Origin of the sequence: Paraburkholderia sp. BL6669N2 (genome assembly GCF_003387275.1) — a bacterium.
In the GTDB taxonomy this organism is placed as follows: domain Bacteria; phylum Pseudomonadota; class Gammaproteobacteria; order Burkholderiales; family Burkholderiaceae; genus Paraburkholderia.
This window is the reverse complement of record NZ_QUNA01000002.1, coordinates 1-16183: the sequence shown is the minus strand read 5'-3', so window position 1 is coordinate 16183 and position 16183 is coordinate 1. Positions and strand designations below refer to the sequence as shown.

At 60.2% G+C, this 16183-nt stretch carries 19 protein-coding genes and 3 pseudogenes; 4 read left to right on the top strand and 18 right to left on the bottom strand.

The window, feature by feature from the left end:
- Positions 1-1083: 1083 nt before the first annotated feature.
- The gene (locus tag B0G80_RS22530; protein WP_116119866.1) at positions 1084-1842 is read left to right on the top strand and encodes a response regulator transcription factor; all 759 of its coding nucleotides are present in this window, start codon (positions 1084-1086) and stop codon (positions 1840-1842) included.
- A 281-nt stretch (positions 1843-2123) separates the two neighbouring features.
- On the opposite strand, the gene B0G80_RS22525 is transcribed toward B0G80_RS22530, so the two are convergent.
- From B0G80_RS22525 to B0G80_RS22510, 4 genes and pseudogenes are all read right to left on the bottom strand, one after another.
- Entirely contained in the window at positions 2124-2528 is a 405-nt protein-coding gene (locus B0G80_RS22525; RefSeq protein WP_116119864.1) for a hypothetical protein, read from the bottom strand.
- 9 nt (positions 2529-2537) lie between these two features.
- Positions 2538-2903, bottom strand: a complete 366-nt coding sequence (locus B0G80_RS22520; RefSeq protein ID WP_116119862.1) for a hypothetical protein — start codon at positions 2901-2903, stop codon at positions 2538-2540.
- 34 nt (positions 2904-2937) lie between these two features.
- A pseudogene (locus tag B0G80_RS22515) lies at positions 2938-3084 on the bottom strand (transposase); the annotation flags it as partial.
- A 109-nt stretch (positions 3085-3193) separates the two neighbouring features.
- Positions 3194-3466 (bottom strand): DUF4148 domain-containing protein, encoded by a 273-nt coding sequence (locus B0G80_RS22510; protein WP_116119860.1) that lies wholly within the window; start codon positions 3464-3466, stop codon positions 3194-3196.
- 800 nt (positions 3467-4266) lie between these two features.
- Between B0G80_RS22510 and B0G80_RS22505 the strand changes: the two genes are divergently transcribed.
- Complete coding sequence (locus B0G80_RS22505) at positions 4267-4872, top strand: formate/nitrite transporter family protein (protein ID WP_220377481.1); 606 nt, start codon at positions 4267-4269, stop codon at positions 4870-4872.
- 279 nt (positions 4873-5151) lie between these two features.
- A pseudogene (locus B0G80_RS47005) lies at positions 5152-5708 on the top strand (ABC transporter permease); the annotation flags it as partial.
- Positions 5709-5826: 118 nt separating this feature from the next.
- Here the strand turns inward: B0G80_RS47005 and B0G80_RS22495 are convergent.
- From B0G80_RS22495 to B0G80_RS22485, 3 genes are all read right to left on the bottom strand, one after another.
- Entirely contained in the window at positions 5827-6177 is a 351-nt protein-coding gene (locus B0G80_RS22495; RefSeq protein WP_116119858.1) for a hypothetical protein, read from the bottom strand.
- Between the two features lie 257 nt (positions 6178-6434).
- A complete protein-coding gene (locus tag B0G80_RS22490) occupies positions 6435-6722 on the bottom strand; it encodes a DUF4148 domain-containing protein (protein ID WP_116119856.1) in 288 nt (95 codons plus the stop codon).
- A 371-nt stretch (positions 6723-7093) separates the two neighbouring features.
- Positions 7094-7840, bottom strand: a complete 747-nt coding sequence (locus B0G80_RS22485; RefSeq protein ID WP_116119854.1) for a response regulator — start codon at positions 7838-7840, stop codon at positions 7094-7096.
- A gap of 535 nt (positions 7841-8375) precedes the next feature.
- Between B0G80_RS22485 and B0G80_RS22480 the strand changes: the two genes are divergently transcribed.
- On the top strand, positions 8376-9122 hold the full coding sequence (locus B0G80_RS22480; protein WP_116119852.1) for a response regulator: 747 nt from the start codon (positions 8376-8378) through the stop codon (positions 9120-9122).
- Between the two features lie 764 nt (positions 9123-9886).
- Here B0G80_RS22480 and B0G80_RS22475 read toward each other — a convergent pair.
- From B0G80_RS22475 to B0G80_RS45955, 11 genes and pseudogenes are all read right to left on the bottom strand, one after another.
- Positions 9887-10138: an EF-hand domain-containing protein gene (locus B0G80_RS22475; RefSeq protein WP_116119851.1), complete on the bottom strand. Its 252-nt coding sequence runs from the start codon at positions 10136-10138 to the stop codon at positions 9887-9889.
- Positions 10139-10257: 119 nt separating this feature from the next.
- Entirely contained in the window at positions 10258-10812 is a 555-nt protein-coding gene (locus B0G80_RS22470) for a glycine zipper domain-containing protein (protein WP_258878981.1), read from the bottom strand.
- Positions 10813-10851: 39 nt separating this feature from the next.
- Positions 10852-11652, bottom strand: a complete 801-nt coding sequence (locus B0G80_RS22465) for a MipA/OmpV family protein (protein WP_181920031.1) — start codon at positions 11650-11652, stop codon at positions 10852-10854.
- Positions 11653-12061: 409 nt separating this feature from the next.
- Positions 12062-13495, bottom strand: a complete 1434-nt coding sequence (locus B0G80_RS22460) for an efflux transporter outer membrane subunit (RefSeq protein ID WP_116119845.1) — start codon at positions 13493-13495, stop codon at positions 12062-12064.
- Positions 13492-14015 (bottom strand): annotated as a pseudogene (locus tag B0G80_RS48110) (efflux RND transporter permease subunit). Before B0G80_RS48110 ends, B0G80_RS22460 begins: the two are co-directional and overlap by 4 nt.
- Before the next feature lie 4 nt (positions 14016-14019).
- Positions 14020-14505: an efflux RND transporter permease subunit gene (locus B0G80_RS48105; protein ID WP_408968069.1), complete on the bottom strand. Its 486-nt coding sequence runs from the start codon at positions 14503-14505 to the stop codon at positions 14020-14022.
- Complete coding sequence (locus B0G80_RS47000) at positions 14496-14693, bottom strand: hypothetical protein (protein ID WP_258878980.1); 198 nt, start codon at positions 14691-14693, stop codon at positions 14496-14498. Before B0G80_RS47000 ends, B0G80_RS48105 begins: the two co-directional genes overlap by 10 nt.
- An 85-nt stretch (positions 14694-14778) precedes the next feature.
- A complete protein-coding gene (locus B0G80_RS45335) occupies positions 14779-15195 on the bottom strand; it encodes a hypothetical protein (RefSeq protein WP_220377480.1) in 417 nt (138 codons plus the stop codon).
- 85 nt (positions 15196-15280) lie between these two features.
- Positions 15281-15502 (bottom strand): hypothetical protein, encoded by a 222-nt coding sequence (locus B0G80_RS45330; protein WP_147309890.1) that lies wholly within the window; start codon positions 15500-15502, stop codon positions 15281-15283.
- Between the two features lie 182 nt (positions 15503-15684).
- On the bottom strand, positions 15685-15870 hold the full coding sequence (locus B0G80_RS22445) for a hypothetical protein (protein WP_116119841.1): 186 nt from the start codon (positions 15868-15870) through the stop codon (positions 15685-15687).
- Between the two features lie 48 nt (positions 15871-15918).
- Positions 15919-16183: hypothetical protein (locus B0G80_RS45955; protein ID WP_181920029.1), on the bottom strand; the 265-nt coding region annotated here is incomplete at its 5' end.

The window sequence follows — 16183 nt, the reverse complement described above, 5'->3', positions numbered from 1 at the left end:
CACAGCGAAGTCGCGATAACCCGGCTTGGCGGACGAACCGATGTGGGGTTGTCGTACTTTTCTTGCAAATTCTGGCGGTCTGCATCTAAAAATCCATATTGATCAACGGCTTGCGAAGACGCTGATTATGCGAAAGCCCGAAAGCCGGCGATCCTCACTGCGAGCGGCGCTCCGCGCGACTACCGCCAGATTTCGCACGATTTGGACGATTACCCCATTGCGTGAAAGGTCAGAATCGCGCGGTCGAGGCGGTCCGGAAATCGGTGAATGACTTCGGTTATTGGAATTACGAAATGAAGCTGAAGCGTGGGATGATTTTTCGCGCAGGCTTAACTGGAACCTCAATACCAGCGCACTGCGCAACTGATGACGACGCCCGGAAAGCGATTGCGGTGATAGAGAGGCTTCGAGTTCTTCGTCCTCTGACTCTACCTGCATCTCTGGTTACCCTGACAACGCCGTTTCTGGAAGCAGTCGAGGCACACGGCACTGGGGCGGGCACTGGAAAGCATTGGCGGTTGGTTCATTGCATTCGCTGGCGCGTGCATGAAGGCTGGATTTGTCTATCCGCTTGAGGATGAGGACGAAACCCCGTGCGTCGTTTCGCCGCATGGGCCTGGGAAGTTGGGCAATCGGGATAAGGCAGAGCGAGTTGGCGTGTGTTAGCGGGGAGGGGCCGAGTGACTGCCCGAGTCGCGTCGGACTGCTAGGTGGAATATCTGCACGCAGGACAAGTACAACAGGGCAAGCTCTGCAGTAAGTTATCGGGCGGTGGGCCACCAGCTATGCGTGGCGGCGTTGTCATGATGCCAATGGCGTCCATGCTGCCCGTTGACCGTTCGTGCGGGACGGTTGGAGGCGGGTCACGGAACGGCCGCCACCCTTTCAAAAGGTAAGTCGACGTCGGTGCGGCCGCTGGGAGCTGTTCGGACGCGAGAGGCACTGCCCGGTTCCGTGCTCGCCTGCTCGGCTTTGAGTACACTGTCCGTGCTCCGATGGCCCTGATTCCATGCTGTTAGACCGTGCAGCGAGATTGCTGGCAGGCCCTGACACGGCCATCGAGACCCGGACCCAGGTTGAGGAATGCGTGTTCTGATATATGAATGTGACGAAGCGCTTTTGGAGGTCCTTCGACAAGCCTTGCGCTCGAGAAATTACGCGGTCGACTGTGTGTGCAGCGGGCGGGATACCGAGCTCTCGCTCAAAACGGGGGTTTACGACCTCATCATCTTGGGCATTGAGGGACAGCGAGACAGCCTTTCTATCCTGCAGGCGTATCGCGCCGCCGGCCACAAAACGACCGTTATGGCTATAAGCTCACGAGGCTCTGTAGCCGAGCGGACTGCCGCATTTGATGCTGGCGCCGACGATTGCATGGCAAAGCCCATCGATTTGGACGAACTGCAGGCAAGAATTCGTGCGCTCCTGAGGCGGCGTGCCGGACAACTGAGTTCGGTCTCGTCGCACGGCGCACTCACACTTGACGACGCTTCCTGCCATACGTGGTACGACGGCGAACTCGTGACGTTGGCTGCGAGGGAGTACGCGCTGGTGCATATCATGCTCTCGGAGCCGACACGCTTCTTTTCGGCGGCTGAACTGGAAGCGAAGGTTTACGGGTGGGGTGACGAGGTGCAGAGTAACACTATCCAAGTGCACATACGCAACCTGCGAAAGAAGCTCGGGAACGAGTTCATCGAGGCGCGCTATGGCGCTGGATACCGGCTTGCGCTCGCGGATACGACACCCCTTACGGCGGCCCCCGATCTGAAGAGAGGGGAGCGTACGTCGCGCGCTGGCCGCGAAGAAAAGGCGCGCCCTGCGAAGGTCGCAAAAAGCTGACTCTGTGCTTGCGGCCCTTCTGTCCGAGCGTAAGCGCCGCGTGGCGCTCAGCGGCAACGCTGCGGACCTACTGCAGAAATTTCGAGCGTGCTACAACGCCGGGACGAACGGGCCCTTGTGACGTATGTGTATCACTTTGCGTCGAACGGTGTCACACATCCACATTTTGGCGGACCCATAGTCATCACGTCAGGTTCACAGAATATTTTCAACATGATTCGCCAAGTCATACACCCATCCTTATTGCGACACGACCCTGTGCGACTCTGTCATTCGCATTGCTAGGCTGAACCGATAATGCGCCGCGTACAGACCACCGCGCCACATACCACCACGACGTTGATCGCGAAGCCCATATGGATTGGATGCACGATAACGGCCTGAGCGCTGGCAAGCGCGGCATCGCCGGTGCTCGCAACGACTCGCGCCAAGCTGCGCGAGAAGAGCGTGCCGGTCGTCGCCGTTCCGAGCACGCAGCCCGCCATCCGCGTCGACTGGATCTGCGCCGTCGTGATGTCGAAGTGTTGAAGTCCGCTCAATTCCTGCGCAAACACGTTGAGGTTATTGAAGATGAAGCCGAGCCCGATGCCCACCGCGCCCATTGATGCAGCGCCCAACGCATGTGGGCTTGTGCTGTCGAGCATTGCCGCGTCGATCAGCGCAAAGCCAACAGTGACGATCATCATCAACGAGCGCTAACGTGTGACGATGCGCGTATTCGCCAGGCTTCCGATCGCAAGGAACACCGATAAGGGCGTAACCGCAATGCCGGCCACCTGCGGCGTCATGCCGAAGCGCGCTTGCAGCAGCAGCGGCGTAAAGAACAGCAGCGAAAACATCGCAAAGCCGGCGGTAAAGGACAGCAGAAGCAGCAGTACGAAATTGCGCTCGGCGAACAGGTCAATCGGCAGAATGGGCTGCGCATGGCGCTTTTCCCACTTGTACAGCATGACGCAAGACCCAATTGCAATCGCGGCGAGCGTCAGCGTCGACCAGGCAAGCCCCTCCGGGGGCAACCGCTCGATGCCCATTTGCAGCGACGCGAGCAGGACCGATAGCAACGCTGCGCCTATCCAGTCAATCGACGTGCACTTGCAGTTGCTTCTTCCAGTCCGGGATCCGGTTCGGATGGACATCAAACTGCTGGGCCAGCTCAGCCAGCGTCTTGTCGCCCTTGAGCGCCGCAAGTGCCGCCTTTGCCTTGAACGCCGCTGAGTGTGTCCGTCGGTTTCGTCTCGTCATCTTCCGGTTCCTTGTCGCCGGCCGTTATGACCGACTCACGCCCCAGCTTTCCACCCAACGAACTGTCCGAATTCTCGCGCCACCCCTACTTTCGTGCTTGTGCTTGTATTCAAGAACCAAAGTAAATCGGTTTCGTGCCGTCATTGCCGTCCGGACGAATCGACGAACGGATCTCATGATCGATTCGATGGACCATCCGTTCCATCGAACGAAGCGGATGATGTGAACCTGACGCCGATGTGCCATCGGCAACACCACCGTAGCCGGGCGCATTGGCGTTCTGCTCGGCGACTCTGGTAAGAGGCGCGTTCGATTGAGCAAACGAAACAGCCGGGACGGCGAATACTGCGGCAAGTGCAATGGCTTCGATGAGCGATTTCATGATGAACCTCCGGTCAAAGTTTCGGCTCCGAACTGTCAGTCGGAGCCGGAACCAAAGTCTAGGGAGGTAAACCACTGAAATTAGGTCCTGTTTGCACAAGTCTCTATTGTGCCTTTGGGGTAGACCCAAGCAGACAATCAAAATATTCACGTGAAGGCGACGGCGAGCGTAACCAACCGGTTGCGGTTCCTTTCCGGCCTGCTTTTCCGGATGAAAGGCGCGTCGATCATGGGTTCCGGCGGCCGCACGCGAATGGGCTGGAATCCCTCTCACATAGAACATGCGGTGCGCGAGCTTTCCAGCGCCTTCAGGAAACACGTTTCAGCCGGTAAGCCCCACCGGGCAGTAACTCAAAGAACACCTCCCCGTTTAAGCAAGCGATCTATAGGTCGAACGCCCTTTCGATGCGTCCGCAACCGAAAGGAGTACAGAAGCCGGCCACCGACAGGAATACAGCATCAAGAAGTGGCTGATGTTAACTTTTTAGGCCGGTTTGGTAATGAAGAAGAGCTTATACCGACCTATCATGTGCGCTAGTTTGTCACTCCCCCGGGTAGCCGATACGGGGGATCCTTTTCCGGAGCAGTGATGTACGCAGACAGTATTGATAAGTTCTCGAAAGCCGGTGCGAAAAAAGTATCGGTCGTTCTCCGCTCGCCGCTCTCTTTCCTTATCGGCGCGGCAATGGCTGGCGCCTATATCGGGTTCGGCGACATTCTTATGTTTTCAGTTGGCTCGCATGTCGATCCAGCCTATGTGCACCTGATCATGGGGGGGTTTTCGCGTGTGCTCTCACCATCGTGGTATTCGCTGGCTCCGATCTGTTTACCGGCACGGCGATGTATATGCCGCTTGCTGTATTCCGGGGCGAGACAGGCGTGGGCGGCATGGTCCTGGTGTGGGTGACATGCTGGATCGGCAACCTGATCGGCGCTGTCGTGCTCGCGGTGATACTGCACGCAGCCGGAGGGGGAGTACTGCTATCCGATGGTTCAGAGATTTTTTTCAAGACGGTCGAAACGAAGATGGCGACGTCAGGGGTTCCGCTGTTCGCGAAGGGCCTCCTGTGCAACTGGCTTGTCTGCCTGGCGATCTGGATGGCAGCTCGCACGGACAATGACGGTGCAAAGCTGGGACTGATCTTTTGGCCGGTGTTTGCGTTTGTGGCCAGCGGCTTTGAGCACAGCGTTGCAAACATGTTCGTGTTTGCGCTCGCGCTAATTGGTCAGCACCCGGCCAATGTCACGTTTGCCGGTGCTTTGCATAACGAACTTTATGTCACGCTAGGCAATCTGGCCGGGGGCGGGATCTTCGTTGGCCTTGGCTATTGGCTGCAAGAGAACGACCTTGGTCGTCCTTCGAACGCCCGTACAGCGGTGTCCGCGAGCGGCGTTCGCACCAACTGACCCCACCCTCGCGGATTCGCGCGTCAATGCCATGGAGAAGACCTTGGTCCTTCGGCATTGCAGGTCGGCGCCAGAGTCGACGGATATAACGGGGAATTAAGAAATGCTTCCGTCTCTGTTTTGCCGTCGGCCGAGGCGCCGATTGCATACAACGGGGGTTGATTTCAGCCGCACATTATCAGCTACAGCTGCGTGGCTGTACTACCGGTTCCCGCTCTGCCTGGGCGTGACGAAGAGATGCTGGCAGCAGGGCGTATTCGTCAAGGCGTTCGACGGGTGGAATTGTCCGCGTGCCTCAAGTGGATCGAGCCTTTCTTATTTTCGATCCGACTGCGATTTTCGAGCAGATTATCGATCCGGTTGGTCAACGGTAGATCCTAAGGTGCGCTACTGACGCTCGTATCGGTCAAGCTGGAGGAGACCCGTCTTGGTTTCATCATCGGTTCGGTGGCGGGTGTGGTCTCCGGCAACGTGCTCACATGTACCGAGCTGCTCTCTGACGTGTTCAGCCTCTACATCAAGATTGCTAGTTCGATTCCAGCGCGTGGGGCTGGGCCCGCTGTTTGTCGTTGCGCCGGGGCTGGGCATGACGTCGAATGCGGGTTGGGCGGTGGTGACGGTGTTCTTCGTCGTGTTCGCCAATGCGTTCCGTCGCGTGCGTGAAGGCGGACCATTATATGATTGCGAATGCACAGATCCTTGGCGCATTGCGCCGTTAGGTCGGGATCTCCGTGAATCCCGTCCGCGGTCTGCTGCGTTCCCGCGAGGCGGCATCCGAGTTTCGGCTTCGCACTGGCGGCGCCGTGGTGGGCAAATTCCTTGGTGCGAAACCGGGGTGACCGGTTTGCTGAAGACTAGTTGTTGAGGGCCGTCGAGCAACGCCTGCTGAGGTGGCGACCCTCAGCAGTTTGACGTCCGTCTGTTCTCGACGACGCGCCGACATTGCGAGGTCCGTCAATGCGACTCGACCACAAACGGTCTGCCGATGAAGCGAAGATGAAGCACGACAAGCCAGCGATGCGGACAATACGCCGAAAGCGAAACGCACTGCGTCGACCACACGTGGGGCGTCGCGTGGCGGCTTTGCACCGCGAACTGGAATGCGGCGCGCGCAAACTGACGGATGACAATTACGCCGCCGGCGATCAGCGCGCCCGCTAACAGCCGGAACGGCGTGGTGGTGAAATAGGTCTGCGACACCGGAAACACTAGCAGCGCGACGCACGCCATCACCTCGACACCCACGGCCGTGAGCGACGCGGCCATCAGATGGGCCCGCAACATGTCGACGGTGACTGGCTTCATGCCCTCCTCTCCCGACCTAACGAATGCGCGGCGCCAGCGCCATTCGCCGGACTAAGTACCGGACCGGCATTGCGCTAACGTGCTTTGCGATTGGTTGGCGCCCGCCGCGCTGGTACCACAGCGCCTTGCGTCCTGATCCCGGCGAGCCGGCGGCAACGTGTCGGCATAGCGATAGTAGCGATCCAGGCTGAAAAAACCTTCAGCAGACGCGCAGCCGCACTTGCTGCGACGATACGGCGGGCTGCGTCGGCACAGCATCATTCAGATGCCCCGGTGGGATGCGAGGCGGGCATGCCGCGTGTGGCCACTGCGCGCGCGCCATCCGTGCCGTGCTGGATTGCGTAGGTTTCGCGGTTGCGTGCAATCGTGGCAGCAGACGGCGGATAGTCATTGTCACGCGTCGGCACGAGTCCTTCGGCCTGCGCCTGCTTCAGGTGAGCGATGACGTCGGCATGCGTCAATCCCGACGGGCTGGATTGAGCAAAAGCGCTGGCGCCGAACGGCAGGCTGAAGGCGGCAACGGCGACGGCAGCAAGCAGTTTCATAAGGTTTCTCGGGAAGTGGGAAAGAAGTGAGTGGTTTGAACCACGCTTCCCATTCTTGTCATTTCACATGTCGCTGCACTGACCCACGCATTACGCTTTTTTCATCTGCCCATTCCGGGCGCACCCGCCTTCGCCCCCTCTCCCGCCCCCGCCAGCCAGATAACCGACTTATAAAGCCAGGAGTGTGGCGGCCAGGCCGCTACCGGTTGTCGTCCGCCAGATCTTTATCGCCGGTCCGCTCTCGATATTGCGGACGCCGACGAACATGTTCCAGAAGATCAACATTCACGTGGGCAGCATCGTCTAGACGTACGACGGCTTTTCCGCACAGCGGCTTGAATGTCACTTTCGAGCGCCCAACAGGTGACGCTTTAGCTTGGGGTTGCAACGAGCATGTAGCCGAGGCCCCACACTGTACGGATATGTCGCGGCGAGGTTGCCTCTGTCTCAATCACCTGTCGTAAGCGAAGAACTTGCACGTCAACGCTGCGGGCGCTCGCCTCATATTGCGACCCGCGCGCGCGTTCTATCAGATTTGCGCGGCTTACGGGACGGTTGGGCGTCTCCGCAAGCGCACACAGGAGACGCATTTCAGCTGCGCCGACCTCGACGATGCCCGCTTCGTCCGACATCAATTCTCTACGCCGAACGTCCAGCCTGAAGGCGCCGAACCGCAAGCATTGCGACTCGCCTGCAAGCAGCATCTCGCCCCGCACGTTTTGCACGCGCACCTGAAACTGCTGCCGACGTAACATCGCCCGAACCCGCGCTATCAGCTCGCTCGGCAGAAACGGTTTGGCGAGATAGTCGTCGGCGCCGATCTCCAAACCTACGACCTTGTCCGCGGGATCGCCACGCGCTGTTAGCATGAGGATGGGGATTGTCTCTCTCCGAGCGCGCAAGCGACGGCAGATGGACAGCCCGTCTTCGTCTGGCATCATGATATCGAGAATCAACAGGTCGAACGGGTAGCGCTCGATCAATACGTCCAACTCAATGCCTGTCTTCACCGCGCGCACCGAGAAACCTTGTGCCGTCAGAAAGCGTTGCAGCATATTGCGGATTTCAACATCATCGTCAAGCACGATGATGCGACCGGTTGGCAAATCATCTGACATATGATTAAGCAGACACCTCTAATAAAGCCTGTCTTTTAGTTCCTGGTTCCGATGCTACGCGGCGAACCGCTTAGCTCCGCTACAGCGTCGCGTACCACGGTGGGCGGCGACAATCTCGCCGAAGTGGGCTGCGCCGGCCTGCCCGCCTACGGTTGTCACGAAATATACAAGAATCTCCGCACTGGATGTGTTGAAAAGGTATGTCAAAAGATGTCATCGATTGCGCTAGCCACAACACTGACTGGCGAAAGCCCACGACCGCCCGGCACCACCGTACGTACCAGGCATGCCATCCTGACTGTTCATATTACTGCTGTCGTTCGTGGTCAGCGAGAAAGCGCGTGCACCCGTGCGTTTGCGGACAGAAAAACAGGCCCCGTCGATGACATTTCTTGACACGATTTGCTAACACCTGGCGTTATGAAATTCGCCTACATTTCTTCGATCGATCGTCTGCTGCAGCTTCTGCGGTGCGCTCGCATTGCGGTTAGTCCCGGCCCGATCATCACTCGTTTGTGAACGTTATCTTCTTCCTATGTCAGCTCAGATTCTTCTCATCGACGACGACGCCGAACTGTGTGATGCGACTCGCCGCTACCTGGTAAGGTGGGGTTTCGACGTGTCAGTGCTATATGACGCGCGTTCGCTCGAATACCGTCTCAAACACGAACGCCCAGACCTGATAGTGCTCGATCTTATGATGCCGGGCGTCGATGGCTTGACGGCACTGCGCAGGTTGCGCGCATCAGGCGACGACATTCCCGTCCTGATGCTCACCGCCCGCGCCAACGAAGATGACCGCATTGCTGGCCTTGAATTGGGCGCCGATGACTATCTCGGCAAACCGTTTAACCCGCGTGAGCTGGTAGCACGGATTCAGTCGGTGCTGCGGCGCCTGGCCGCCGTTCCCGATGCGGCCGTTCCCCCACGAAGGCAGCCTTACGCATTCGGCGCGCTCACGCTGGACTTTCAGTCGCGCACGCTGAACAGGGGAGAGACGTCTCTTACGCTATCTTCCAGTGAGTTCGCGCTGCTGCAGATTTTCGTTAATTTTCCTATGTGCACACTCAGCCGCGAGCGTCTTCTCAAGTCACTTCATGGCCCGGAGTCCGAGACCCCCGATCGCAACATCGACGTTCAGGTCTGGCGTCTGCGCCGCCTCGTGGAAACTGACCCGTCGACACCACGATTCATCCAGACCGTCCGCGGCTGCGGATACGTCTTCGTGCCGGACCTCGAAGAGCATGCTGCCGGCACAGCGGCGCACCATTCGCATAACTGAGGTCTCTGGTTGCCCTCCTGCTGCTGATGCGCCTTTCGCGGAATATGCGCCGATTGCTTTTCGAGCGCGACCAGTCGCAAAACTGCTATGCGGTAACAGTGGGCACGTGGCGAGCTGGGCGCGAACGCCACGGCAAGGGTAATTGAAATACGTCGAGCGCCGGCTAACTGACCCGTGCAGATATACGCGATTTTTGAGCGGCCGTTATATCCTGGTCGCTATCCGTGAACTGGACGCAGTCGCGCATCGTCCCTGCGTCGAGCTTCGGACGGGATGCAAAACGGCCGCTATGCATCCCGCCCGCCCATGGGGCGGACACGAATAGACTCAGGTCAATAGTACCCGGGAGCGACGATCAGTGGCGGTCGAGGGACTACAACCAGTGGCCGGGCCATTACTGGACGACCCACCGGAACGACTACACAGCCGCTAAGCACCGCGGCACTCATGCAAAAACCGGCAGGAAGCACAAAACGACGAAGAATACGCGCATTAAGCATTAATTAAACTCCTTTCAATTGAGATTCAGCGACTGGCAGTAGGGATACGTTCAGGCGTTACAGCTGGGTGCGACGACCACGCGGGGATTGATTTCAGTGCGCCAGGCGCGCAGAAGTTCCAGCTATCGGCTTGCGCATGGCGGGTTGCTAGCGTCGGGGTTACCGGAGCGCGCAGCGGCCCATCTTTCGACCTGACGAGGCAACCCGCTGCGACATATGCACAGTTAGACCAGCCGGGGGTATTGAAGCCTGCCTTACAAGCGCTTACCGCTGATGCTGTGCAACAAACTGCTCGATCTGATCAAGCGTCACATACCCTTGATGCGTAGTATCGATTTCATCGAAATGGGCTGCGACGCGCGGCATACCTGCCTGCGCCTGTTCTTTCGTGAGCTTGCCGTCATGAGTTGCGTTCGCGGCAATGAAGCGCGCTTCCAGCATCTGCTGCATGCTGCTCTGCGCGAACGCAGAGGACACAGCGAACATCGCAGCCAGAAGAATGAATAAACGTTTCATCAAAGATTCCTTTAAGAAAATGAATGACGTGCACGGAATAGCTAAGGGACGAAGCGCAACCCAGGATTTTCAGCCGGCAGAATTCCAGACCAAGCCATGCCACGACCACATAAGCGAAATCAGTACGGTGCGTAGTAGTAAGGTGGCGGGGCGCCATAGATTAGGGCGCGGGGCGGCATGGGGCGTACGGGCACGACAACCGCTGCCGCACGAGGTGTTTCGATCGTATCGCCCTTTGCCGTGATGCATTGGGCGTACGCGTTGTCGTACTGCTGCTGCAACGACGCTTCGGTCTGATTGTGCTGCGCCGAGCCCGTCATGCTGCCGAGCAGCAGTCCGGCACCCGCACCGATTGCGGCGCCGGCACCGGCGTTGCCCGCCCCGGCGCCGATCAGAGCCCCGGCCGCAGCGCCTCCAGCCGTGCCCACGGCGGTAGCAGCAAGTCCGGACGTTGCCGCCTGATGCGAGGCCGCCGCCGGATTCACGACCTGCGTCGCGTACGTGCGGCAACCATAGTCGTCCTGCTGGAACTGATTGAGGGTCTTGCCGTTCGCTGGGACCGCCATGACGGTAGGAGCACTCGGTGGCGTAACCGCACACCCCGCCATGCCCAACCCAACAGCGAGGCAGACAAGCAACGGCGCGGTACGAGTCGATGTCAGATTCTGGTTCATTGATAATCCTCTCACGATGATGCAGCGCGAAGTAAGCGCTCAGAAGTGGTAAGCAGCGCCCACCGATCCAAATACAGCCGCGCGTCGTTCAACGATCGGACTGTTCGCCGCATCGCCGAGCAAGGAACCGACGCCGAAAGCGCTTTGCAGTGACCACTGCTGGTTCAGCCGATGATCCCAGTCGATCCTGAGGTCGGCTCGCGAAAAGCCAGCTGAGGGGTGATACGCCGAGAGGCCGGCCGTGCTGGACGCAGCCTGCTCGGTGTCGATACCGAACCACGTCTGCTGCGAAGGTCCGTTCGACCACACGGCGTCGGCGGACACGGACACCCGGTCAACGGGCTTCTGGACCAGCGCATAGGACGCGCTCAGCGTGACACGATTGCCATAGCCGGCATGCGCGGACTGAAGGAAGCGGAGACCGGCGCTCGCTGGACCATAGTGCCAGCGAGCGAACGCACCGAAGTCGAAGGACGTTGGGATATCTCCGGTACCGTTGAGCACCGCCGCATCGTCCTGGTTGCGGCCCGGCTGAACACCGATCAGCAGGCCCACCGCAACACTGGGCCACAACGGGTAGGCAATGCCGCCGATAAACCCCTGCACGAACATTGCCCCCTTCGACAGCGACAGCGTGGGCAACGGCAGCACACGATAGGACTTACTGCCTTCATAGTCGGGCAATGCGGTCACGTTGATGCCCACGCTATTGCCCGGCGACGACTGCGCCAACGCCGGTGAGTTTGGCAGGTACGCGCTGGCGGTGACAGCGAGCGCGCCCAGCCACCGTCGTGCGCGGCCTCGCTTAAAAACGGCGGCGACAGAGCGATGGTCATGCATGTTCAAGCCCATCCATCGATGGTTGTCGGGCGAACCGCAACGCCCACGCTTGTATCAATCGCCAGGGACCCCGCAGGCGCCGTGCCGACAGCCATAGAAATTGCCGCACTGGCAGCAGACACGGGAACGATTTGAAATTTCACTGCACACTCTCCATGTGATGGATCCGCTCCACCGGCGAACCCCGCATGACACAGCCGCCAATGTAGAGAACCTGTGCGCTACATGTTGTTAGAAATGTGTTGCATGTCATGTCAAGTCACGTCGCGGGGAAGCGATACCGCACAAGTGGACGTGACAGGGCCTTTGCACGCAGGTCGAGACGTGGACTTTGAAAAAACGATCGTGGGCGCGACTGGACTCTGGAGCGCGCAGATCAGCAGACGACGTTACAACGGCGCGCCCGTCATCATGGGATCGGGGCCTGGCTCTTCGACGACGTCCAGCCGCCGCCGAGGTTCTTCACCAGCCCAACGTCGCTTTTCGCCAGTGCCCCCTGCGTGTCGTTCAGGTTCTGTCTGGCCGTCAGTAGCGTCACTTGCTGATTCAAATCGGACTGCTCGCTCGCGGTTCCGGCCGTCAGTTGCGCGGCGACACTCTCCAGCAACTGCCGGTTGCGCTGGTAAATGTCGGCAAACGCGTGCTCCTGCTGGCGCAGATGGTTCAATGACGATAGGCTGTCTTCCACGTTCTGGAACGCCGTGAGCACGGCTTCGCGATAAGATGCGACGTCTTCGTCATAGGTCGCCTGCGCCTTGTGCACGGCCGCCACGCGGGCACCACCGTCAAACAGCGTGGCGGCAAGTGAGGGACCGAGCGACCACATCCGGGTCGGCAATGAGAACAGCGTCGCGAAGGTGTTGTGTTGCACGAGACCCTGTGCCGATAGATCGAGGTCCGGAAAGAATGCGGCCTTCTCTACCCCGATGAGCGCGTTCGCAGCAGCAGCGGTGCGTTCCGCGCTGACCACGTCAGGCCGTCTTTCCAGCAACGCAGACGGCAGCACGGATGGCACCTCGGGCTCGCGAAACACATAGTCGAGCCGCGGTGCAATCGACAACGAAGCCGGCGGCACACCCGTGAGCGCCGCGATTGCGTGCTCGTCCTGCTCGCGCGAGGTCTGTGAAATTTGCAGGTTCGCGACAACCGCCTCCTGCGTGTCCTGCGCATACAGCAGATCGACTTGCGACGCAGTCCCCTGTGCCAGCGCTGCGCGCGTGATCGCGAGAATGCGCCCATTGACCGCCTCCTGCTGCCGCAACAGGTCGATGTCGATATCAAGCTGGCGGATGTCGAAATAGTCGGTCGCCAGCGTCGCGGCAATCGACAATCGCTCGCCGGCAAGCGTCGCATCCGCGCCCTGCGCGTTTGCCTTGCCCGACTCGATCTGCCGGCGCACACCGCCCCACAGATCGACTTCCCAACTCGCCTCGGCCTTCGCGTATTGGTTCGTTGTGCTTGAACTGTGCGAGGCCGACGCGTCGACACCGAGCGTCGGAAACAGGCTCGCCCGGTCTGCAGCGACGGTGGCCTGCGCGAGCCGATAGGCGGCCGCCGCGCCTGCAATCGACTGATTCGACTGCAGCGCTGCGTCGACGAGCCGGGACAGCTCGGGATCGTCGTAGGCGTCCCACCACCGGCTTGAGAGCGATGCCTGCGGGCTGGGCGCCGCAAGTCGCCACTGTGTGCCCGCTTCCTTGAACTGCGTTGGAATCGCTACGGCCGGCTGGTGATAGTCCGGGCCGACCGCGCAGCCCGAAAGCCAAAGCGTCGCGCCGAGCGCACAGGCGCAGCAGCGCATGCCGACCGACACGGCCGACAGGTATCCGATGGGCGATTTCATGCGTGTTTCCTTCGGCGCCGCAACCGCTGCGACGCCCGATCGAGCCAGAGATAGATGACAGGGGTGGTATAGAGCGTGATGACCTGGCTGAGCACCAGACCGCCGATAATCGAGATGCCAAGCGGCTTGCGGAATTCGGACCCATAGCCCGAGCCAGCACGAGCGGCAGCGCGCCGAAAATTGCGGCGACCGTCGTCATCATGATCGGACGGAAACGGATCAGGCCCGCGCGCACGATCGCCTCCTCCGGCGGCAGTGCATGCCGACGCCCTTCGGCAATCGCGAAGTCGATCATCATGATCGCATTCTTCTTCACGATGCCGATCAGCATCAGCACGCCGATCAACGCGATGATCGACAGCTCCGTGTGAGTGAGCAGCAGCGCGATCAAAGCGCCGACGCCCGCGGAAGGCAGCGTCGAGAGAATCGTCAAAGGATGAACCAGGTTCTCGTACAGCATGCCGAGCACGACGTACACCGACAACAGCGCGGCGAGGATCAGCAGCGGCTCGCTCGCCATCGACTCACGAAACGCCGCTGCCGTGCCGGCGAAACGCGCCGGAGATACTCGCCGGCATTCTGAGCGCAGCGACGGCCTGACTGATCTGCTGCGTCACGGGTCCGATCGATGCGCCGGGGCGCAGGTTGAACGATACGGTAATGGCGGGGAACGTAGCCTGGTGATTGATCGAAATGGCGCTGGGGCCGGTCGAGAACCGGGCCATCGCGGCGAGCGGCACCAGCGCAGAACCGTTCGCCTGGGCCGCGGCCGACGGCGTAGCGCGCTTGCCCCGGTTTGCCCCGCGGCGGCGGTCGTTGACGCGCCGCTCGTGGCGAGCGCCGGGCTCGCCGGAACATGGATGTCCTTCAGTACCGATGGACTTGTCAGTACTCGGTGCCACCTCCATCACGACGTGATATTGATTCGCGCTCTCGTAGATGGCCGAGACCTGCCGTTCGCCGAACGCGTCATAAAGCGCCTCGTCGATATCTTTGAATTTCACGCCCATTCGCGCGGCGGAGTCGCGGTCGACTCGATGCCGACCTGCATGCTCTTGTCCTGCTGGTCGGTGTTGATGTCGGCCAGCGCCGGCATCTTGTGCATCTGCGCGACTAACTTCGGCACCCATTGATCGAGTGTCGCCTGGTCGTCCGCGGTAAGAGTGTACTGGTACTGCGCGGCACTACTGTTGGCCACCGCCGCGAGTCCTGCAACGACTGCAGATAGAGCTGTGGTCCCCGCATATCGGCAAGCCGTCGGCCGCACCTGAGCGATCACCTGATCAGCCCGTCGCGCGACGCCTCACCAGGGGCTTGAGCGTGACGAACAGCAGTGCGTTGTTGAGCGCGTTCGCTCCCCCCACGAAGCCACCCACGAACGGCGACGTTCGGATCTCCTGCACCGCCTTGTTGACCATCTGGAACTGATGCTGCATCTCGTGCCAGGAGATGCTTTGCGACGCCTGCAGCGTGCCAAAGCAGCAGCCCCGTGTCTTCCTCCGGGAAGAAGCCTTTCGGAACCACGGGCGAACAGCCAGAGGTTCAGGCACGAACACCAGCACCGTCACGCCACCCATCATAGCGGATGGCCGCATGACCCAGCGCAACGACGTGCCGTCAGGCGAGAAAATCCGCTCTCGTGATGGTCCGTCGCCGTTCCCGGCTTGCTGTCCTCCGCGCAGGAAAATGCTCGCCAGCAATCGGCGTGACGGTGAGCGAAATCAGCATCGACATCACGATCGCCGACGGAAAGCGACACCGAGAATTCACGCAGCAGCCGGCCCATCAGGCCACCCATGAACAGCAAGCGGGACGAATACCGCGATCAGCGAAACGCTGACTCGAAAACACCGTGAAGCCCACTTCCTGCGCCCCTGCGAGTGCCGCCTCGATGGGCTTCTTGCCGCGCGCCAGATGCCGCATGATGGTTTTCGACGACAACGATTGCGTCGTCGACCACGAAACCGGTTCGAAATGGTCAAGGCCATCAGCGGAGAGGTTGTTCAAGCTGTAGCAAGGAAATACATGAACCCCGAACGTACCCAGCAGCGACGCGGTACGACGATCGCCGGAATGAGCGTCGCGCGCCAGCTGCGGAAGAACGCGAACGTCACGGCCGTACGAGCACGATGGATACAAGCAGGGTGATTTCGACGTCGAGCAGCGAGCCACGGATCGTCTTCGTACGGTCAACCGAAAATCGCCAGCTTGATGGTCGACGGGATCGCCGCTTCGAGCGCCGGCAGTTCGCCTTCACGTTGTCGACCGGCGTCGATCACGTTCGCGCCCGGTTCCTTATAGAGGACCAGCAACACGGCCGGCTTGCCGTTCGACAGGCCGTAGTTCTCCAACTGCTCGACATCCTGACCGTACATAGCCGAGGTCCGACACACGCACGATGTTGCCGTTGGTTCGCCTGACGATCAGCCGTCCGTAGTCGGCCGGCGAATACAGCATTCGTTCGCGCGACGAATAGTTCTGTCCGCTCGCGACATCGATCCCTTGGGCAAATCGACATTCGCATCCCGATCGTGCTGCGATCTGCTCAGATGATGCCGTAGTTGGCTCACCCGCTCTGGATTCAGTTCAACCCGCACCGCCGGCAGCGAAGCGCCGCCCACCACCACGTTGCCCACGCCGGTTGTCTGCATCAGCTTCTGTTGCAGCACCGTCGACGCCGCGTCGTAA